The organism is Paraburkholderia sp. BR14320, from assembly GCF_040948665.1.
In the GTDB taxonomy this organism is placed as follows: domain Bacteria; phylum Pseudomonadota; class Gammaproteobacteria; order Burkholderiales; family Burkholderiaceae; genus Paraburkholderia; species Paraburkholderia youngii.
Genome location: NZ_JBFPKG010000019.1, coordinates 111733 through 129324, shown reverse-complemented (window position 1 = coordinate 129324; position 17592 = coordinate 111733). Strand labels below are relative to the sequence as shown.

Genomic DNA, 17592 nt, shown 5'->3' with positions numbered 1-17592 from the left:
TCACACCGGCCGAGACGGCGATCACCTCGGTCGCGACGCCCGCTTCCTTCAGACGCACGGCTTCTTCAACCGCGATTTCGTCGAACGGATTCATCGACATTTTCACGTTCGCAATATCGACGCCCGTACCGTCCGATTTCACGCGGACCTTCACGTTGTAGTCGACCACTCGCTTGACTGCTACAAGAACTCTCACAACACTCTCCTTCCCACACCGATAGGGCCGAGCCCTATCGTCTTGAATGACATTACGTCCGTTGATCGATCAGAACTGGTCTTCGCGCAGCGCCAGCGCGCCTTCGCCATCGCGAGCGCCGCGAAGCGTCGCTTCGAGCGCGATTGCACGAGGCAGCACCTGCGTCGCGTAGGTGTGCGCGGTCGCGATCTTCGCGTCGTAGAAGCCCGGGTCTTCATCGCGCTTGTCGGCGGCGAGCACAAGCGAGCGGGCGACTTGCCAACCCGCGAGCACGATGCCCGCGAGCATCAGAAAGGAGACACTGCCCGCGAACACCGCATTCGGATCGCGCTTGACGTTTTCGACCACGTAACGCACCGCGCTGTGCAACGCGTTGCGGCCGGCGGACAGATGACGGTGCATCGCCTGGAAAGCCGCGCTCGAACCATACGAGGGGTGCCCTTGCACCGCGGCCAGCGTCGCGTCGATCTGCGCGAGCAGCGTCCCGGCCACCTCGCCGTTGTCGCGCATGGTCTTGCGGCCGACGAGGTCATTCGCCTGGATCGCCGTCGTGCCTTCGTAGATCGGCAGAATGCGCGCGTCGCGGTAGAACTGCGCGGCGCCGGTTTCCTCGATGAAGCCCATGCCGCCGTGCACCTGCACGCCGAGACTCGTCACCTCCAGCGACATCTCCGTGCTCCAGCCCTTCACGATCGGCACCAGGTATTCGTAGATCGCCTGATGATTCGCACGCGTCGCGCCGTCCGGATGACGATGCGCGAGATCGCAATGCGACGCCGACACATAGGCCAGCGCGCGTGCGCCTTCGGTCAGCGCGCGCATCGTCGACAGCATGCGGCGCACGTCCGGGTGCTGGATGATCGCGACAGACTGCTTCGCGGAGCCATCCACGGGACGGCTCTGCACGCGCTCCTTCGCATACGCAACAGCCTGCTGGTACGCGCGATCCGAGATCGCCACGCCCTGCACGCCCACCGCGAAACGCGCCGCGTTCATCATGATGAACATGTACTCCAGACCGCGGTTCTCCTCGCCGACGAGCTGCCCGATCGCGCCGCCGTGATCGCCGAACTGCAGCACGGCCGTCGGGCTCGCCTTGATGCCGAGCTTGTGTTCGATCGATACGCAGTGCACGTCGTTGCGCTCGCCGAGCGTACCGTCTTCATTGACGAGGAACTTCGGCACGACGAACAGCGAAATGCCTTTCACGCCTTCCGGTGCGTTCGGCGTACGTGCGAGCACCAGATGCACGATGTTTTCCGTCATATCGTGCTCGCCCCAGGTGATGAAAATCTTCGTGCCGAAGATCCGGTACGAGCCGTCGCCCTGCGGCTCGGCGCGGGTGCGCACCAGCGACAGGTCGGAGCCCGCCTGCGGCTCGGTCAGGTTCATCGTGCCGGTCCACTCGCCGGAGATCATCTTCGGCACGTAGCGTTGCTTCAGTTCGTCGCTACCCGCCGTCAGCAGCGCTTCGATCGCGCCGTCGGTCAAGAGCGGGCACAGCCCGAGCGACAGGTTGGCGGCGTTGAGCATTTCGATGCAGGGCGTCGACAGCAGCTTGGGCAGATCCTGGCCGCCGTATTCAGACGGATGTTGCAAACCCTGCCAGCCGCCTTCGCTGAATTGACGAAACGCATCCTTGAAACCGGCCGTGGCGGTCACCGCGCCGTCCTTCCAGGTGCTCGGGTTGCGGTCGCCGTCGACGTTCAGCGGCGCGAGCACGCCTTCGTGCAGGCGCGCGGCCTCTTCGAGCACCGCACGGGCGGTATCGGCGGTCGCGTCCTCGCAGCCGGGCAAGCCCGCCAGTTGGTCGATTCCGGCCAGTTCCGTGATTGCAAACAGCATGTCTTTGAGAGGCGCGACGTAGCTCATTACCATTCTTCCGATCAGATAGTCCGTAGGGAAAGTCACCCGTGTGGCACCGATGCGGCCGGGGTAACGTATGGCTGAATCGTAGCGTCGGAGAGGCCCTGCCCGGTTGTCCAAACCGGACGATCTATTGACATCTCTGGCCACGTCGGAGGAAGTAAGCGCCCCGTGGGAAGTGCGTCGGCGGGTGCTATCGACGCATTGATACGACGAGATCAGCCACCTCGGCGATAGGCCGCCGGGGTGCTGCCGGTCCAGTGACGGAACGCTCGATGGAATGCGGTGGGGTCGCCGAAGCCGACGTCGCCCGCGATGATGGCGATCGGCTCGTGGGTGCCGGTCAGGCGCTGGATCGCGATGTCGCGGCGCAATTCGTCCTTGAGCACCTGGAACGCCGTGCCCTCGGCGGCAAGATGACGGCACAGCGTTCTGACCGAACAGTGCAGGCCTTCCGCCGCCTCTTCGATGGACGGGATGTCGGGCAGCCGGGACGCGAGATGTTCCCGCACGCGATGACTGAACAGCTGCTCGTTGAACGACACGAAGATCCAGTCTTCCGGCGCGCGAGCGAGAAACCTGCGCAGGTTCGCCTTGCGCTGGCGCACGGGCAGATCGAAATAGCTACTGCTGAACTGCATCGAGGTCTGATTGCAGTCGAACTTCGCCGGTCCGGGAAACAGATAAAGATACTCGAGCGCGTGAGCAGGACGGGGAAAGGCGAACTGCACCTGGAGCAACGCAATGCGCTGACCGATCAGCCAGGACGCGATCCCATGCGCGAGCTTCAGCATCAGCTCCTGGCCCAGGATGCTGGGTTGCGCGCCCGTGCTTCCCGGATGCAAGGCCAGCGTCGCAACGAGGTCGCTGCGGCGCGACTCGAAACGGAAGTCGTCGAGCACCAGATGGAAGAACTGGCCGAACCGATGCATCGCGGTTTCGAGGTTCGGCGCATCCAGCAGGCTCAGACACAGAAACTTGAGCGCACCGCTGCGCAGCGGGCGCGAGAAAACGCCGGGCATCTCGTCGTCGAGTTCGATCGCGAGCGAGCGGTAGAGCGTCGAGAACTGTTCCTCGGTGACGCGCGCGCCAGGCTGGCTCAGCAGCGCGCGCGGGATATTCGCGCCGGACAAATGCCGGTCGACGATATCAGGCCGCGTCCCGACGCTGCCGAGGAACCCATTGACGAGCGAGATCGGTACGGTGGCGCCAGGAGCTTGCATGACAGGGTTCCGCGAGGCGAAGACGCATCAGCATAGCGCCTCCCGCCGCATCGTGGCGAGGGTTCGGCGAATCGCTACGCGAGTGCCGGGTTTGCGGCCTGGCGCTTTCCGCTAGCGGGTCGCCTATTGCGCCGATGCGTGCGAGCGCAGATACGGCAGGTAGCCGTTCTGGGTCTTCAGGATCTTCTCGGCGCACTCGTCATAGTCGTCGCCCTTCGCGCTGTCGGGCCCATACATGCCGCGGCACTGCGCGAACAGCGACAGCGTCGCGCCGCCCGTGCTCTTGTTCGCGCGGGTCGCTGAGAAAGCGGCTTTGCCCGAATCGTCGGGCACGTCGGTATCGATCGCGACCGCGTCCGCGCGGATCACGTGCGTGTCGGAATGCTGCTCGATATAGCGTTTGGTCGCCGCCCACGCGGCATCGCAATTCGCCGGTGTGCAGTCGATCACCGCGTCGCGTTGCGCGGCGCGGAGGTTCGGCTCGCTATGAAGGATTTCCTGCTGGGCGCGCTGCGCCTGCTTTTCCGGGGACGACGAGCAGGCGGCGAGTGCGCATGCGACGAGTGCGAAGGCTGCGATCTTTTTCATGAGTAGACTTCGAAGGCCATGTTCGAGCGCGATTATAGCCGCGTGAGGAACGCGGTCACGCATTCAACCCACCGCAGAGGCCCCTAAGTATTCGCCACCAGCAGTTCCTCCGCATTGCCCGGCGGGCGCAGCCCATCCGTGCGAGCCGCGAAGTAGCGCTGCGTCAGATCGGCCGCGGACACATGCCGCGCGTCGTCAAAGCCTGCTTCACGCGCCATGTCGATCATCTGCTGCGGCATGAAGAAGCTGATGAACGGCGTGCCGCTCGCACGCGCGCCCTTCTCCGCCATTTCGAGTCCGGGGCGCACGTCCGGGTCCGCCATCTCCAGCGGCAACAGGAACGTCATCGCGAACGTCGAGCCGCGCGCGAGCCCGGCCACTTCGCGCAGCGTCGCCGCATTCGCCTCCCTGGTCAGATACATGCTGACGCCGGTCGACACGACCACGGCCGGCCTGCTTTCGTCGAAGCCTTCGGCGACCAGACGCTGCCGCCAGCTGTCGCCCGCTTCGAAATCGACCGGCACGAAACGCAGCCAGTCCGGCAGGCCGTAACCCAGTTCGCTGAGCCGCTGACGCTTCCACGTTTGCGGTCCCGGCGGATCGACCTCGAACACGGTGAGCCGCGACGCGATGTCGGGCCGGCGTTGCGCGAAGCTGTCGAGACCGGCGCCGAGGATCACGTATTGATCCAAACCGCGCCCGGCCTGCTCGACGACCAGATCCTCGATAAAGCGTGCGCGCGCGACGATCGACGCACGAAACGGCCGCGTGAACCGAAGGTCCATGTCACCGCGGCTGAGCCAGTCTTCGGCGGGAGCCAGCAATTGCAAGCCGACTTCGTCTTCGAGCACGTGCGGCGGCGCGTCGGCCTGCACGTGCAGCGCACGCCAAAGCGCGACGCGCGCGGCGGTGCTGTCGGGTGCGATGTGGGGTTGATTGCTCATGGTATTTGCCTGTATTCGCCTGGACTCAATGGAAAAACGGCAGCGTGAGAAACAGTTTGATCACGATCGCATTGACGATGTCCATGAAAAACGCACCGGTCATCGGCACGATCAGGAACGCGATATGGGAATGGCCGAAGCGGTTCGTGATCGCCTGCATGTTCGCGATCGCGGTCGGCGTCGCGCCAAGTCCGAGCCCGCATTGCGCCGCGCACAACACGACCGCGTCGTAGTTGCGGCCCATTGCGGGGAACGTGATGAAGATCGCGTAGAGCGCCATCAGCAGCGTTTGCGCCGCGAGGATCGAGATGATCGGCAACGCGAGCGCGGCAAGCTCCCATAGGTCGAGCCGCATCAGCGCCATCGCGAGAAAGAGCGCGAGCGCGACGTTGCCGACCAGCGCGACCGCGTGCTGGTCGATCCGCACACGCATGAGCGCGAGCACGTTGTTCAGGATCACGCCGATGAACAGCGTGCAGACGAAGGTCGGCAATTCGAACACGGTGTCCGCGATCCAGTCGGCAAACACTTCGCCGCCCGCGAGGCAGATCGAGATCAGCGCGAGTGTCGTGATGATCGCGGCTGGCGTGGTGGCCTGCTCCGCCTTCGGCTCTTCGAAGACCAGCGTTTCGTCCGCTAGCTGCTGCACGCGCAGCAATTCGTCGGCGCTGATCCGCCGCATCAGCACACGGGCGACCGGACCGCCGAGCACGCCGCCCATCACGAGTCCAAAGGTCGCGCAGCCGATCGCGATCTCGGTCGCCGACTCCAGCCCGTGACGTTCGGTGAAGACCTGGCTCCACGCGGCGCCGGTGCCGTGCCCGCCCGACATCGTGACCGAGCCGCCGAGAATGCCGAGCAGCGGATCGACGCCGAGCGCGAACGCAAGCAGGATGCCGATCACGTTCTGCAGGATCAGCAGCCCGCTGACCAGCGCGAGAAAGCGGATCAACACCGGCCCGCCCGCCTTCAGATTCGACAGATGCGCATTCAGGCCGATCGTCGAGAAGAACGCGAGCATCAGCGGCGCCTGCAGCGTCGAATCGAACCTGACCTGCACTTGCGTGGTGATGCGTGTGATCAGCACGCAGATCGCAACGATGAGCCCGCCTGCCACCGGCGCCGGAATCGAATAGGTTCGCAGCACGCCGATCCATTGCACGAGCTTTTCGCCGAGCAGCAGCACGAGCGACGTCGCGACCAGCGTGGCATATACGCCGACAGTCATGAATGGCCTCCGAGCGCGAACCTGCGACATCTTAGCCAATCCGTCCAGGCTAAGTATGATTTTCCTTGACGCAATGCAGTCGGCCGATGACGTCGCGCCACAACGGGAGAAATGAACCGAACCTCTATCCGCGCTATCTACGCTCGCGGATCCGGCGAGGTCCGGGAGTGGGTTCTGGCACCAGGGACCGAGCGTGGCAAAACGTCCAGAACACCCGCATACAGGGCTCCGCCGGCTGCGTGCATGGCATCAGTGCCGATCGGCGCTACGAGTAAACCCCCTACGCTCAGACGCGGTCGGCAATCCCGCAATGCGATGGTCCTCTTCGCGAACCGCCTCCTGCGGGCGCCGGCTCGCACGTGCGCGCAACGTTGGTCTGCAGACCTCTAGCCTGTTACAACGCTTCCCGCCTGCTTTGGGCAAGCCCTGGCAGCCCGTGTCAGGCGGGCAGGAACGCGGCATGCGCAGACAGATTCGTGCCGTCCAGCCGACGGCGCTCCGCATGCGTGGCACGGCGGAGGGAAGACCCAACTACCAACTCCAATGGAGGTCCGGATGTTCATGCACGACAAACGCCTGCAGTACACGGTTCGCGTCGGCACGACCAATCCCGGGCTCGCGAATCTGATGCTGGAGCAGTTCGGCGGTCCGCAAGGCGAACTGCCCGCCGCGATGCGCTACTTCACCCAGGCCGTTGCGGAAGAAGACCCCGGGCGCAAGGACATGCTGTTCGATATCGCCACCGAAGAGCTGAGCCATCTCGAGATCATCGGCTCGATCGTCGCGATGTTGAATCGCGGCGCGAAAGGGGAACTCGCCGAAGCGGTCGAGCAGCAAGCCGGGCTTTATCGCAAGCTCAACGGCGCGGGCAACGACAGTCACCTGACCCAGGTGCTATACGGCGGCGGACCGCCGCTGACGAACTCCGGCGGCGTCCCGTGGAGTGCCGCGTACATCGACACGATCGGCGAGCCGACCGCGGACCTGCGCTCGAACATCGCGGCCGAAGCGCGCGCGAAGATCATCTATGAACGGCTGATCAACGTCACCGACGCGGCAGCCAACGCGGCGGGCGACATCGAGACCCGTCAGGTTTGCGAGCAGATTCTGCCGCAGGAAATCGAAATGGCGAAGTGGCTGCTTGAGCACCTGCCGGAGACGGTCACGCAATTCCTTGGCCGCTCTGCTGCGGACCGCGACGAAGCGAAAAGGTAGACACACGTGGGATTCGAGACGCGCAATCGCGTCGCCAAGTGAGCACTTTGGCCTTTGCGGCGCGGTCCGCATCGGACAGCGGAGTGGCTTCGACGTCAGCGTTATCGGCAAGGCGATCGCGACAATCAACCTGGAGCATTGCGAATGGCAAGCCAGCCCCGAACAAACGACGATCACCCGGCAGGACATGCGTCGCCCCATCTCGATGACGAGGAGCGCGACCAGGCTTCCGCGCACAGTTCACCTCGCGCGCTGGTGATTCACGAGATCATCCGGGAGGAAGGCGAGACGGCGCTTGGCCGCAAGCCGCTCGCGCTGCTGTGGTCCGCGTTGGCGGCCGGGCTGTCAATGGGTTTTTCGTTTCTGACCCAGGCGGTGCTCGAAAGCAAGACGTCGTCGCCCGGTCACGGCGGCATCTCGCTGACTGGCGCGGCAGGCTATTGCGTCGGCTTCATCATCGTCGTGCTCGGGCGCCAGCAACTATTCACCGAAAGCACGTTGACCGTGCTGCTGCCGGTCCTGACGAGGCGCAGTCTGCCGGTTGCCGCTATCGCGCTGCGGCTATGGGTGATCGTACTGGCCGCGAATCTGGCCGGGACATGGATCTTCGCCGGGATCCTTATGATGCCGACGTCGTTCGGGCAGAAGCTTGCTCCGGTTCTCGACCAGTTGTCGCAAGCCCCTTACGGCTCGACCTTTGCTTCCACGACCATGAAAGCGGTTCTCGCGGGCTGGCTAATCGCGCTGATGGTCTGGCTGCTGCCGAGCGCGAGATCCGCCGCCGTGCTGATCGTCGCGGTCCTCACGTATGTTGTTGCGGTGTGTGATCTGGCGCATGTGATCGCTGGCTCAGTGGAAGCGGCGTACGCGGTGCTGCGCAGCCATGCGCCGTGCAGGACTATCTGCTGCGATTTTTCGCGCCGACGCTGCTAGGTAACGTGGTCGGTGGCGTCGCCCTCGTCGGGCTGCTGAACCATGCGTCGATCGCGCCCGAGATGACAGGCCGCGACGGCTGATCTCGGCCACGCGCAGCGCATCACACCCGAGCCGACATGAACCAGGCCCCGCCAACGATGCTCTTTGACGGCACGAGCCGTGCTACGCGGATGGGTACGTAGTTCCCGGAGCGCTTCCCAAACTGGAGATCGTCATGAAGCTGATAGTGGCAGGAGTGGGCGTAATTTCATTGATTGCCGGCGCTTACGCGTTTGCGCAAACCAATACCGGCAGCGTGCAGCCGAAGCAGGATGCTCACAGCGCGCAGCCGGGTACCGCCGGGCAGAGCATGAGCCGTGCCGCGGACGCCGGTACCGGCAAACCGGCGAGTGGCACATTGATGCAAAAACGCGAAAGTGGCATGTCGCCCCAAGGCGCGTCCGGCTCTAACGCGACCGGCGCGATGAAGCAGTGACGACAACGCGAGGCACAGCTCCTTCGTGAGTGGGACCACGGAGGCACGCACGAAAGGGGATGCCGAATGCTGGTCGGTCGATGCGCGCGCGGCAACCGTTGCGATGTGACCGATGGATCTCATCGGCCCCGCCATATCGAGGCATGGCTAATGCTCGGCCGAAAGTGCATTTCAACAATGCTTCGCCATCGTGATGTACTTGTGTGTCAATGATTTGCGGCCGACACAAATGACAATCGGCACGCGTTACGTAAGCGCCAAAGCGCTGCTGACCGACCGTCATTCCAACGACATCAACGCGTTCATGGAGCGACATGCGGTCCGCGTCGCGTTGGGACCGGGACGCTCTTTCTTTATTGTCGATCATCACCACTGGGCGTGCGCCTGGCGGACCATGGGAATCGACAACGTTCCGGTGAGAGTTGTGGCTGATTTCGCTGCTTTGGAGACCGACGAGTTTTGGGAACACATGAGGCAAAGGCATTGGCTACACCCGTTCGATGATCGTGGCTTGCGACGCGCGATCGGCGAAATGCCGATGTCGCTTTCAGCAATGACGGACGACCCCTATTAAAGCCTCGCGGCATTTGCGCGACGTGCTGGCGCCTACCGCAAACCAAAGCGTGCGTACGAGTCGTTTCTGTGGGCAAGCTTCTTCAGGACGAGATTGCGTTTGCCGGCCTAGCCAGAGGAACACGGTTCGGTTTCGCGTTCGCGCCGTACTGTGCCCATCCCTCTCGAGCGCCTGCAGCAACTCGAGCTGGTGGCCGATTCGAGACTGCGCAGCCGAAATGGCATCGTCTGCCTGCCGGAGGTCGCGAATTTCGTCGTGCAGATTCATGCGCCCTCCTGACGCCGAATATCGGTAGTTTATGGAGGTAGCAACATGACACCAACGGATACATGCAGGTTTCTGGACTCGCTCGGCGACGAAGCTCGAATCCTCGCGTTGAAGCACTTCAGAACGAGGTTCGACGTTACAACGAAGTCCGACGCGACCCCCGTCACAATCGCGGACCGCGAGATAGAACGACGGCTTCGTCAACTAATTTTGTCGCGGCATCCATCGCACCACCTTGTGGGCGAAGAGGAAGGCGGCGAGACTGGAGACGGAACAACCTGGGTGATTGACCCCATCGACGGCACGAAGAGCTTCGTATCGGGTCTTCCGCTGTTCGGGACGCTCGTCGCGGTACTCGAAAGTCGACTTCCTGTCTACGGCCTGATTGAAGTCCCAGCACTGCGTGAGCGCTGGATAGGCTACGGCAATAGCACCGTTCTCAATGGCACTCCGTGCAAAGTCAGTTCATGCACGCGATTGCGCGATGCCCGACTCTGCACAACGGACCCACAGATATTTATCGGTGAAGCGTCACGGGCCTTTTCAACGCTGTCGCGTTCTGTCGCAATCTCCCGGTTCGGAACCGACTGTTACGGTTACGCCTTGTTAGCCTCCGGTTACATTGACCTCGTTGTGGAAGCAGACCTGGAAATTTACGATGTGATGGCGCTAGTGCCTGTCGTTCGGGGCGCGGGTGGCATGGTTACTACCTGGTCGGGCCATCCAATCACTGAACGTTTCGATGGTACGGTCGTCGCGGCTGCGACTCCCGGGTTGCACACCGAGGCGCTTGGAGTCCTCGGAAAACCGTAATCGCGTCACCGGCGCTACATTGGCCAAAAAATTACAGCGACATCTGCATCAACGGATATAAGGTCAGATGCAAGGTGCCCACGTCGGACACCTGCACACTGACAGGCGTGGCCGACCCCACTTCGCGGGCCGAAGCAGGTTTGTACGCGTCGTTTAGCTTGGATGCTGCCAGGTTGCTAGCGCTGATTAGCGAAACAGGCACGGGGGATGCGCCACGTAAAAAATAGCCCATTCCATCCTGGAGAGAGATCATGGCCGCAAGCACACAGTCCAGCGTCTACAAGGTTACAGAAATTGTCGGCACGAGTCCGACTTCCTGGGAGGAGGCTGCGAAAAATGCTGTAGAAACCGCTGCTAACTCGCTTCGTGATTTGCGAATCGCCGAAGTCTGTAAGCTCGACATGAAGATCGACAACGGCAAGTTGGTTGAATATCGGACCCGGGTGTCCGTGTCGTTCAAGTATGAGACTTGAGAGTTCGGCTGATCGCAAGACGTGACGAACTCGAACGTGGCGCGCCGGGCTGCGGGTGGAAGGTGGACCGCTGAAGCCTCCGGCCAATCCAATCCATGATGGCGCGAGCGCGCTGGAAAACCGCGCACAAATGAAGCCCAAACTGCAGCCCACGCCAAACACCGCGAGATTGGCTACGACGCGGTTAACCCGCCCTTTGTAAATCTGGGGATCTCAGAGTGCACATAGCAGACAATAAAGACCGCGAGCAATCCAGCGATGAACGACATGGCCGCAATCATTCGACCTTCCTCTCCTGCAATAGTCGCGACTCCGGATTGCTAATCGCTAGAGAGAGCGCGACGGCGGAATATGCGTTGAAATGATCTGCGGCGTCGATGCGCGGCGCTCTTTTTTTGTCCCCAAAATCGTGCCCGTTGCAGCACGGGCCTGAGAGAGAACGAAAAACTCCCTAACTTTAGGAATTTGAGGGAAGTCTGTTACGCTGCGCGCTTCACCACCCTTGCATTGAAACAATGGAAATCCCATTCAACGATCGCGGCGTGTCAGTCACGCGCAACGCCCTCTCGGCCGCGGGCCAGGTCTTCCCGCTGCGCGATATCGTCGACGTGCAGGTCATGACCGTGCAGAAGAACAAGGTCGTGCCGCTCGTGATCTCGGTGGCGGGGCTGATCGGCGCGATCGTCGGCGGTGTGCTGCATTCGGCTTCGGGGCTCGTATCCGGGGCGATGCTGGTCGTGGTCGGCTGGCTGACCTGGGTGACTCAGGACGTCACGCATCGGTTGATGGTCAAGACGGCCGACGGTGAGCGCGAGGCGCTGATGAGCACGGATCGCGAGTTCGTCGAACGCGTCGGCGAGGCCGTGCATCGGGCGAAGGCGGCGGCTGCCGCGCCGAAGGCATGACGCGGCGCGTCGATCGAACATGAAAAAGCCGTGCGCGACTGGTCGACGCCAGCCCCGCACGGCTTCTCCAGTTCAGTCCAGACTGAGCGGATTCACGCGCCAGATATTGCGCGCATACTCGCCGATCGTGCGATCCGACGAGAACTGCCCCATCCCCGCGACGTTCTCGATCGCGCTTTCGGCCCACGCGTGCTTGTTGACGAAACGGGCATCCACTGCGTTCTGCGCTTTCGCGAACGCGTCGAAATCGGCGAGCACCATATAGTGATCGCCCCAATCGACCAGCGTGTGAAAGATATCCGAGAAGCGCAGCGGATCGTCCGGCGAGAAGAAGCCCGTACGAATCTGATCGAGGGCGGTGCGTAATGCTTCGTTTTCCTCGTAAATCTGCCGCGGCCGATAGCCGCTTGCGCGCAGATCGTCGACCTCGTCGGCGGAGTGGCCGAAGATGAAGATGTTCTCGCGCCCCACCGCGTCGCAGATTTCGATGTTCGCGCCGTCCATCGTGCCGATCGTCAATGCGCCATTGAGCGCGAGCTTCATATTGCCGGTGCCCGACGCCTCGGTGCCGGCCATCGAGATCTGCTCGGACAGATCGGCCGCCGGAATGATCAGCTCGGCCACGCTCACGCCGTAGTTCGGCACGAACACGACCTTCAGCCTGTTGCCGATCAGCGGATCGTGATTGACCTTCTCGCTGACGTCGCCGATCAGCTTGATGATCGTCTTGGCCATCCGGTACGCGGACGCGGCCTTGCCCGCAAACAGTACGACGCGCGGCACCCAGTCGCGCTCCGGATTCGCGCGAATCTCGTTGTAGCGCACGATCACGTGCAGCACGTTGAGCAGCTGGCGCTTGTATTCGTGAATGCGCTTGACCTGCAGATCGAACAGCGCGTTCGGATCGAAGTGCAGCTTGGTGTGCTGCGCGAGCCGGTGCACGAGCCGCAGCTTGGCCTGTCGTTTGGCCTCACGGAACGCGTCGACGAACTCGTCGTCCTTGCGCAGATTGCGCAGCTGCTCGAGCTCGAACAGATTGCTGCGCCAATGCGTACCGATGCGCGCGTCGATCAGCGACGACAGCGACGGACTCGCCTGTGCAAGCCAGCGGCGCGGCGTGATGCCGTTGGTCACGTTGGTGAAGCGGTCAGGGTAGAGACGCGCGAAGTCGGCGAAGATGTCGCGCGTCATCAGCTGCGAATGCAGCTTCGACACGCCGTTCACCTTGTGACTCGCGACGATCGCCAGATAGGCCATGCGCACGCGCCGCTGCCCGTATTCGTCGACGAGCGAAATGCGGCGGATCATATCGACGTCGTGGCCCGATTGCTCGCCGACGTGCTTCAGAAACTGCGCGTTGATTTCGAAGATGATCTCGAGATGGCGCGGCAGCAGCCGCGACAGCATTTCAACATCCCATGTTTCGAGCGCCTCGGGCATCAGCGTGTGATTCGTGTACGAGAAGATCTGCGTCACATGTTTCCACGCCTTGTCCCACGGCAGGTTATGCACATCGACGAGCAGGCGCATCAGCTCGGGAATCGCGAGCACCGGGTGCGTGTCGTTCAGATGCACCGCGACCTTCTCCGAGAAGCGTCCGAACGTGCTGTGCGTGCGCTGATAGCGGCGGATCAGATCCTGCATCGTCGCCGATACGAAGAAGTACTCCTGGCGCAGCCGCAACTCGCGGCCGGCCGGTGTGGAGTCGTCCGGATAGAGCAGCCGCGACACGTTCTCCGACATGTTCTTGGTGTCGACCGCGTTGCGGTAGTCGCCGCGATTGAACGCGCCGAGGTCGAGTTCCTCGGTCGCGCGCGCGGACCACAGGCGCAGCGTGTTGGTCGCGTCGGTCGCGTAGCCGGGGATCACGGTGTCGTACGCGGTCGCGTTCACATGCTCGGTGTCGATCCATTCGGTCTTCTCGCCGCGCTGCACGGTACGGCCGCCGAAGTGCACCATGTACTTGATTTCGGGCCGCGGAAATTCCCACGGATTACCGGCGCGCAGCCAGTAGTCGGGCGCCTCGACCTGCTCGCCGTCGATGATTTCCTGGCGGAACATGCCGTACTCGTAACGGATGCCGTAGCCGAAGCCCGGAATCCCGAGCGTCGCCATCGAATCGAGAAAGCACGCGGCGAGCCGCCCGAGGCCGCCGTTGCCGAGCGCGGCGTCGGGCTCGATGTCGATCAGCGCGTCCATGTCGACGCCGAGGCTCGCGAGCGCCTCCTTCATCTGATCGTGGATGCCGAGCGCGAGCAGCGCGTTGGTAAAGGTCCTGCCGATCAGAAACTCCATCGACAGGTAGTAGACCCGCTTCACGTCCTGCTCGTATTGCAGGCGCGTGGTCTTCATCCAGCGCGCGACGAGCCGGTCGCGCACGGCGAGCGCGGCCGCGTGCAGCCAGTCGTGCGGGTGAGCGGTGATGGCGTCCTTGCCGACGCCGTACATCATGCGATTCGAAATTGAGCGCCGTAGCGCGTCGACGGTACTGTGGAGCTGGTCGAATTCCAGATCGACGGTCGTCATCGAAGCCTCCGGGAAGTTCGACAAGGCAGACGCGAACCGCACGGAAGACGGACGGGAGGCGCGTGCCTGTCGGAACGGTTAAAAAAACAGAGTAGAACATTTTGCGGATCGCGCACATCGCTGCGCGAGCGGATGGTGACGCATATGCCGTGCCCGGTGAATCCGCCAATTGCCGCGCGATGGCGTGCGGCCGATGCCCGGATGCAGTGCAAAACCGCACATCGATTATTTTTTCGATGCATGACGGGGGAATGAAGCCGCGAATTCCCCAATTGTGTGATCGCATCGGGCCGCCTGTTCTGCCGGACGGTTTGTGCGGATGCGAATTCGATTTGATGTAGGGCGCGCACTGATTTGGAGATGCGGCGGGGGTTGACGGTTAGTTGCGTTGCCGGCAGATCTCAGCGCCTCATCTTCGCCCGCCTGCCCGCCTCTCTGCACGATCGCGCCGTCTCTGCAACAATCGCGACGTTGCGCCGCACAAGCCGCCACGCTCATCCGCCGTGGTCCGGACAGCGCGCCACCTCGCCCACAACAAAACCGCCGTGCGCGCGTCGCCTCTCCTGAAGCGGCCAACGCCGGCATGCCCAACCCGACGAGCCACGCCTTGTCCGATAAGCTCAGCCCCACCGTCGGCGTCCCCACGCCGGCTCTCCCCGCCGACGGCCCGATGTCGGCCGCCAATCGCCGCGCGATGGCCGCGATCATGCTCGCCGTCGCGCTCGCCACGCTCGATACCGCGATCGCCAACACCGCGCTGCCCGCAATCGCCGGCGACCTGCACGCGGCGCCGGCCGCGTCGGTCTGGATCATCAACGCGTACCAGCTCGCGATGGTCGCGACGCTGCTGCCGCTCGCCGCGCTCGGCGATATCGTCGGGCATCGGCGCATCTATATCGGCGGCATCGCGCTGTTCACGCTGAGTTCGCTCGGCTGCGCGCTGGCGCCGACGCTGCCGCTGCTTACCGCCGCGCGCATCGTGCAGGGCCTGGGCGCCAGCGCGATCATGAGCGTCAACACCGCGCTGATCCGCTTTCTGTACCCGCCGCATCGGCTCGGTCGCGGGCTCGGCACCAATGCGCTGATCGTCGGCGTGTCGTTCGCGGTCGGGCCGACGGTGGCGTCGCTGATTCTGTCGGTCGCGACGTGGCCGTGGCTGTTCGCCGTCAACGTGCCGCTCGGCGTGCTCGCGCTCAGCTTCGCGATGCCGGCGCTGCCGCATACCACGCAGGGGCGGCATCAGTTCGATCCGGTGGCGGCCCTGCTTAACGTGGTCACGTTCGCCGCGCTGATCTTCGCGCTCGGCGAGGCGGCGCAACGCGCGTCGATGCAGATCGTGCTCAGCGCCACGGCGATCGCGGTCGTGTTCGCGCTGCTGCTGATTCGCCGCGAGGCGGGTCACTCCGCGCCGATGCTGCCCGTCGATCTGTTCAAGCGGCCGGTGTTCGCGCTGTCGGCGGTGACGGCCGTCTGCTCGTTCGCCGCGCAGAGCCTCGCATTCGTGTCGCTGCCGTTCTATTTCGAGGACGTGCTGCTGCGCAGCCAGGTCGAAACCGGCTTCCTGATGACGCCGTGGCCTGTCGTGGTCGCACTCGCCGCGCCGCTCGCGGGCGGCCTGTCGGACCGCTATCCGCCGGGGCTGCTCGGCGCGGTCGGGCTCGCGGTGCTGTCGGCGGGGATGGCCTCGCTGGCGATGCTGCCCGCCCATCCGCACGTGCTCGACATCGGCATCCGCATGGCGATCTGCGGCGCGGGCTTCGGTTTTTTCCAGTCGCCGAACCTGAAGGCGCTGCTGGCGAGCGCGCCGCCGGAGCGCAGCGGCGGCGCGAGCGGCATCGTCGCGACCGCGCGGCTAATCGGCCAGGCGACCGGCGCGGCGTTGGTCGCGCTGTGCTTCGGCATCGCCGGACGCCAGCATGGACCGACGCTCGCGCTCGGCCTCGGCGCTTTCTTCGCCGGCGCCGCGAGCCTCGCGAGCGGCTTGCGGCTCTTCGCGCCATCGCATCGCGCGGGCGTGCAGGCGAAGGCGGCGGTCAAGTGAGATGTGCGCCGGACGGCGCGTGAGACGAGGATAAAGCTTGCATGAAGCGCGGCTCGAACGAACCGCGCATGAGTTGAAGCCGGTGCGGGAAGACGAGGCGGCAACTATGCGAGCCGCCTCGCTTCCGACCATTGCGGCGCGATCAACGTGCCGCGAAATACCCTTTCACCGCGGCAATGAACGTGTCGATATCGTCGCGCGACACATCCATGTGCGTGACGAAGCGCGACGCATACAGCATCTGCGTGAGGATGCCCCGCTCCTTGAGCCACGCTTCGAGCGGCGCGCAATGCTGTTGCGGAAACTGCGCGAACACCATGTTCGTCGCGACCGACTGCACCTTCACCTGCTCGATGCTCTCCAGCCCCGCCGCCAGATGCGCGGCGTTCGCGTGATCGTCGGCAAGACGCTCGACGTTGTGATCGAGCGCGTACAGGCACGCCGCCGCGAGCACGCCAGCCTGGCGCATGCCGCCGCCGAGCACCTTGCGCCAGCGATGCGCGACGTCGATCAGCGCGCGGCTGCCGACCAGCACCGAGCCGACCGGCGCGCCCAGTCCCTTCGAAAGGCAGATCGACACCGAATCGAACGGCTCGGTGAGCGCCGCGACCGGCTTGCCCGACGCGACCGCCGCGTTGAACACGCGCGCGCCGTCGAGGTGGGTCGCGAGGCCGCGCTCGCGCGCGAGCTGCGTCGCGTCGGCGACGTACTGCTCCGGCAGCACTCTGCCGCCGATCGTGTTTTCCAGCGCGAGCAGCCGCGTGCGCGCGAAGTGATCGTCGATCGGCTTGATCGCGGCGGCGATCTTCTCGAGCGGGATCGAGCCGTCGGCGGCGTTTTCGAGCGGCTGCGGCTGGATGCTGCCGAGCACGGCCGCGCCACCGCCCTCGTATTTGTAGGTGTGCGCGAGCTGGCCGACGATGTATTCGTCGCCGCGCGCGCAGTGCGCCATCAATGCGGCGAGGTTGCTTTGCGTGCCGCTCGGGAAGAACAGCCCCGCTTCCTTGCCGGTGCGCTCGGCCAGCGTGGCCTGCAGACGCAGTACGGTGGGGTCGTCGCCCCAGACGTCGTCGCCGACTTCGGCCGCCGACATCGCCGCGAGCATCGGCGGAGTCGGGCGGGTAACGGTATCGCTGCGCAAATCGATCATTGTGTGTCCCTGTGCGTCCATGGATGACAACCTACGGCAGCCGGCCGCGCGTGCATTCCGGGAGGAACGCGTACGCGCCGGCAAACGAGCCATACAGTGTATTCAATTCAGGCGACGCTGAAAATCGGCGCGTCCCCGCAAAGCGCGCCGATCCGGCTGCGAGGAGTCGATA

The 17592-nt window shown here is 63.9% G+C and carries 15 protein-coding genes and 3 pseudogenes; 10 read left to right on the top strand and 8 right to left on the bottom strand.

Going from position 1 to position 17592, the window contains the following annotated elements; all coding sequences use genetic code 11:
* From AB3X89_RS19405 to gltS, 6 genes and pseudogenes are all read right to left on the bottom strand, one after another.
* Positions 1-196, bottom strand: a pseudogene (locus AB3X89_RS19405) (electron transfer flavoprotein subunit beta/FixA family protein); the annotation flags it as partial.
* Positions 197-265: 69 nt separating this feature from the next.
* Positions 266-2068: an acyl-CoA dehydrogenase gene (locus AB3X89_RS19400; protein ID WP_368584710.1), complete on the bottom strand. Its 1803-nt coding sequence runs from the start codon at positions 2066-2068 to the stop codon at positions 266-268.
* Positions 2069-2280: 212 nt separating this feature from the next.
* Positions 2281-3285 (bottom strand): AraC family transcriptional regulator, encoded by a 1005-nt coding sequence (locus AB3X89_RS19395; protein WP_368584709.1) that lies wholly within the window; start codon positions 3283-3285, stop codon positions 2281-2283.
* Positions 3286-3408: 123 nt separating this feature from the next.
* The gene (locus tag AB3X89_RS19390; RefSeq protein ID WP_368584708.1) at positions 3409-3873 is read right to left on the bottom strand and encodes a hypothetical protein; all 465 of its coding nucleotides are present in this window, start codon (positions 3871-3873) and stop codon (positions 3409-3411) included.
* A gap of 83 nt (positions 3874-3956) precedes the next feature.
* A complete protein-coding gene (locus tag AB3X89_RS19385) occupies positions 3957-4817 on the bottom strand; it encodes a class I SAM-dependent methyltransferase (RefSeq protein ID WP_368584707.1) in 861 nt (286 codons plus the stop codon).
* 25 nt (positions 4818-4842) lie between these two features.
* Positions 4843-6045, bottom strand: a complete 1203-nt coding sequence (gene gltS / locus AB3X89_RS19380; protein WP_368584706.1) for a sodium/glutamate symporter — start codon at positions 6043-6045, stop codon at positions 4843-4845.
* A 555-nt stretch (positions 6046-6600) separates the two neighbouring features.
* On the opposite strand from gltS, the pseudogene AB3X89_RS19375 reads away from it, so the two are divergent.
* The 9 genes and pseudogenes from AB3X89_RS19375 to AB3X89_RS19335 form a co-directional block, all read left to right on the top strand.
* A pseudogene (locus AB3X89_RS19375) lies at positions 6601-7098 on the top strand (manganese catalase family protein); the annotation flags it as partial.
* A complete protein-coding gene (locus tag AB3X89_RS19370) occupies positions 7081-7260 on the top strand; it encodes a DUF892 family protein (protein ID WP_368584712.1) in 180 nt (59 codons plus the stop codon). The pseudogene AB3X89_RS19375 and the gene AB3X89_RS19370, both read left to right, overlap by 18 nt.
* Before the next feature lie 144 nt (positions 7261-7404).
* Positions 7405-8193: a formate/nitrite transporter family protein gene (locus AB3X89_RS19365; protein ID WP_368584705.1), complete on the top strand. Its 789-nt coding sequence runs from the start codon at positions 7405-7407 to the stop codon at positions 8191-8193.
* A 217-nt stretch (positions 8194-8410) separates the two neighbouring features.
* On the top strand, positions 8411-8671 hold the full coding sequence (locus tag AB3X89_RS19360) for a hypothetical protein (RefSeq protein WP_368584704.1): 261 nt from the start codon (positions 8411-8413) through the stop codon (positions 8669-8671).
* A gap of 193 nt (positions 8672-8864) precedes the next feature.
* Positions 8865-9356, top strand: a pseudogene (locus tag AB3X89_RS19355) (ParB/Srx family N-terminal domain-containing protein).
* 39 nt (positions 9357-9395) lie between these two features.
* A complete protein-coding gene (locus AB3X89_RS19350) occupies positions 9396-9524 on the top strand; it encodes a hypothetical protein (RefSeq protein ID WP_368584703.1) in 129 nt (42 codons plus the stop codon).
* 33 nt (positions 9525-9557) lie between these two features.
* Entirely contained in the window at positions 9558-10325 is a 768-nt protein-coding gene (locus tag AB3X89_RS19345; RefSeq protein WP_368584702.1) for an inositol monophosphatase family protein, read from the top strand.
* Between the two features lie 251 nt (positions 10326-10576).
* Positions 10577-10798, top strand: coding sequence for a dodecin family protein (locus AB3X89_RS19340; RefSeq protein WP_368584701.1), 222 nt, complete (start codon positions 10577-10579; stop codon positions 10796-10798).
* Positions 10799-11313: 515 nt separating this feature from the next.
* On the top strand, positions 11314-11703 hold the full coding sequence (locus tag AB3X89_RS19335) for a DUF6232 family protein (RefSeq protein ID WP_368584700.1): 390 nt from the start codon (positions 11314-11316) through the stop codon (positions 11701-11703).
* A gap of 72 nt (positions 11704-11775) precedes the next feature.
* Here the strand turns inward: AB3X89_RS19335 and AB3X89_RS19330 are convergent, their stop codons facing one another.
* Positions 11776-14229: a glycogen/starch/alpha-glucan phosphorylase gene (locus tag AB3X89_RS19330; RefSeq protein ID WP_368584699.1), complete on the bottom strand. Its 2454-nt coding sequence runs from the start codon at positions 14227-14229 to the stop codon at positions 11776-11778.
* A 670-nt stretch (positions 14230-14899) separates the two neighbouring features.
* On the opposite strand from AB3X89_RS19330, the gene AB3X89_RS19325 reads away from it, so the two are divergent.
* Positions 14900-16270, top strand: a complete 1371-nt coding sequence (locus AB3X89_RS19325) for an MFS transporter (RefSeq protein ID WP_368584711.1) — start codon at positions 14900-14902, stop codon at positions 16268-16270.
* A 142-nt stretch (positions 16271-16412) separates the two neighbouring features.
* On the opposite strand, the gene ltaE is transcribed toward AB3X89_RS19325, so the two are convergent.
* A complete protein-coding gene (gene ltaE, locus AB3X89_RS19320; RefSeq protein WP_368584698.1) occupies positions 16413-17420 on the bottom strand; it encodes a low-specificity L-threonine aldolase in 1008 nt (335 codons plus the stop codon).
* Positions 17421-17592: the final 172 nt, after the last annotated feature.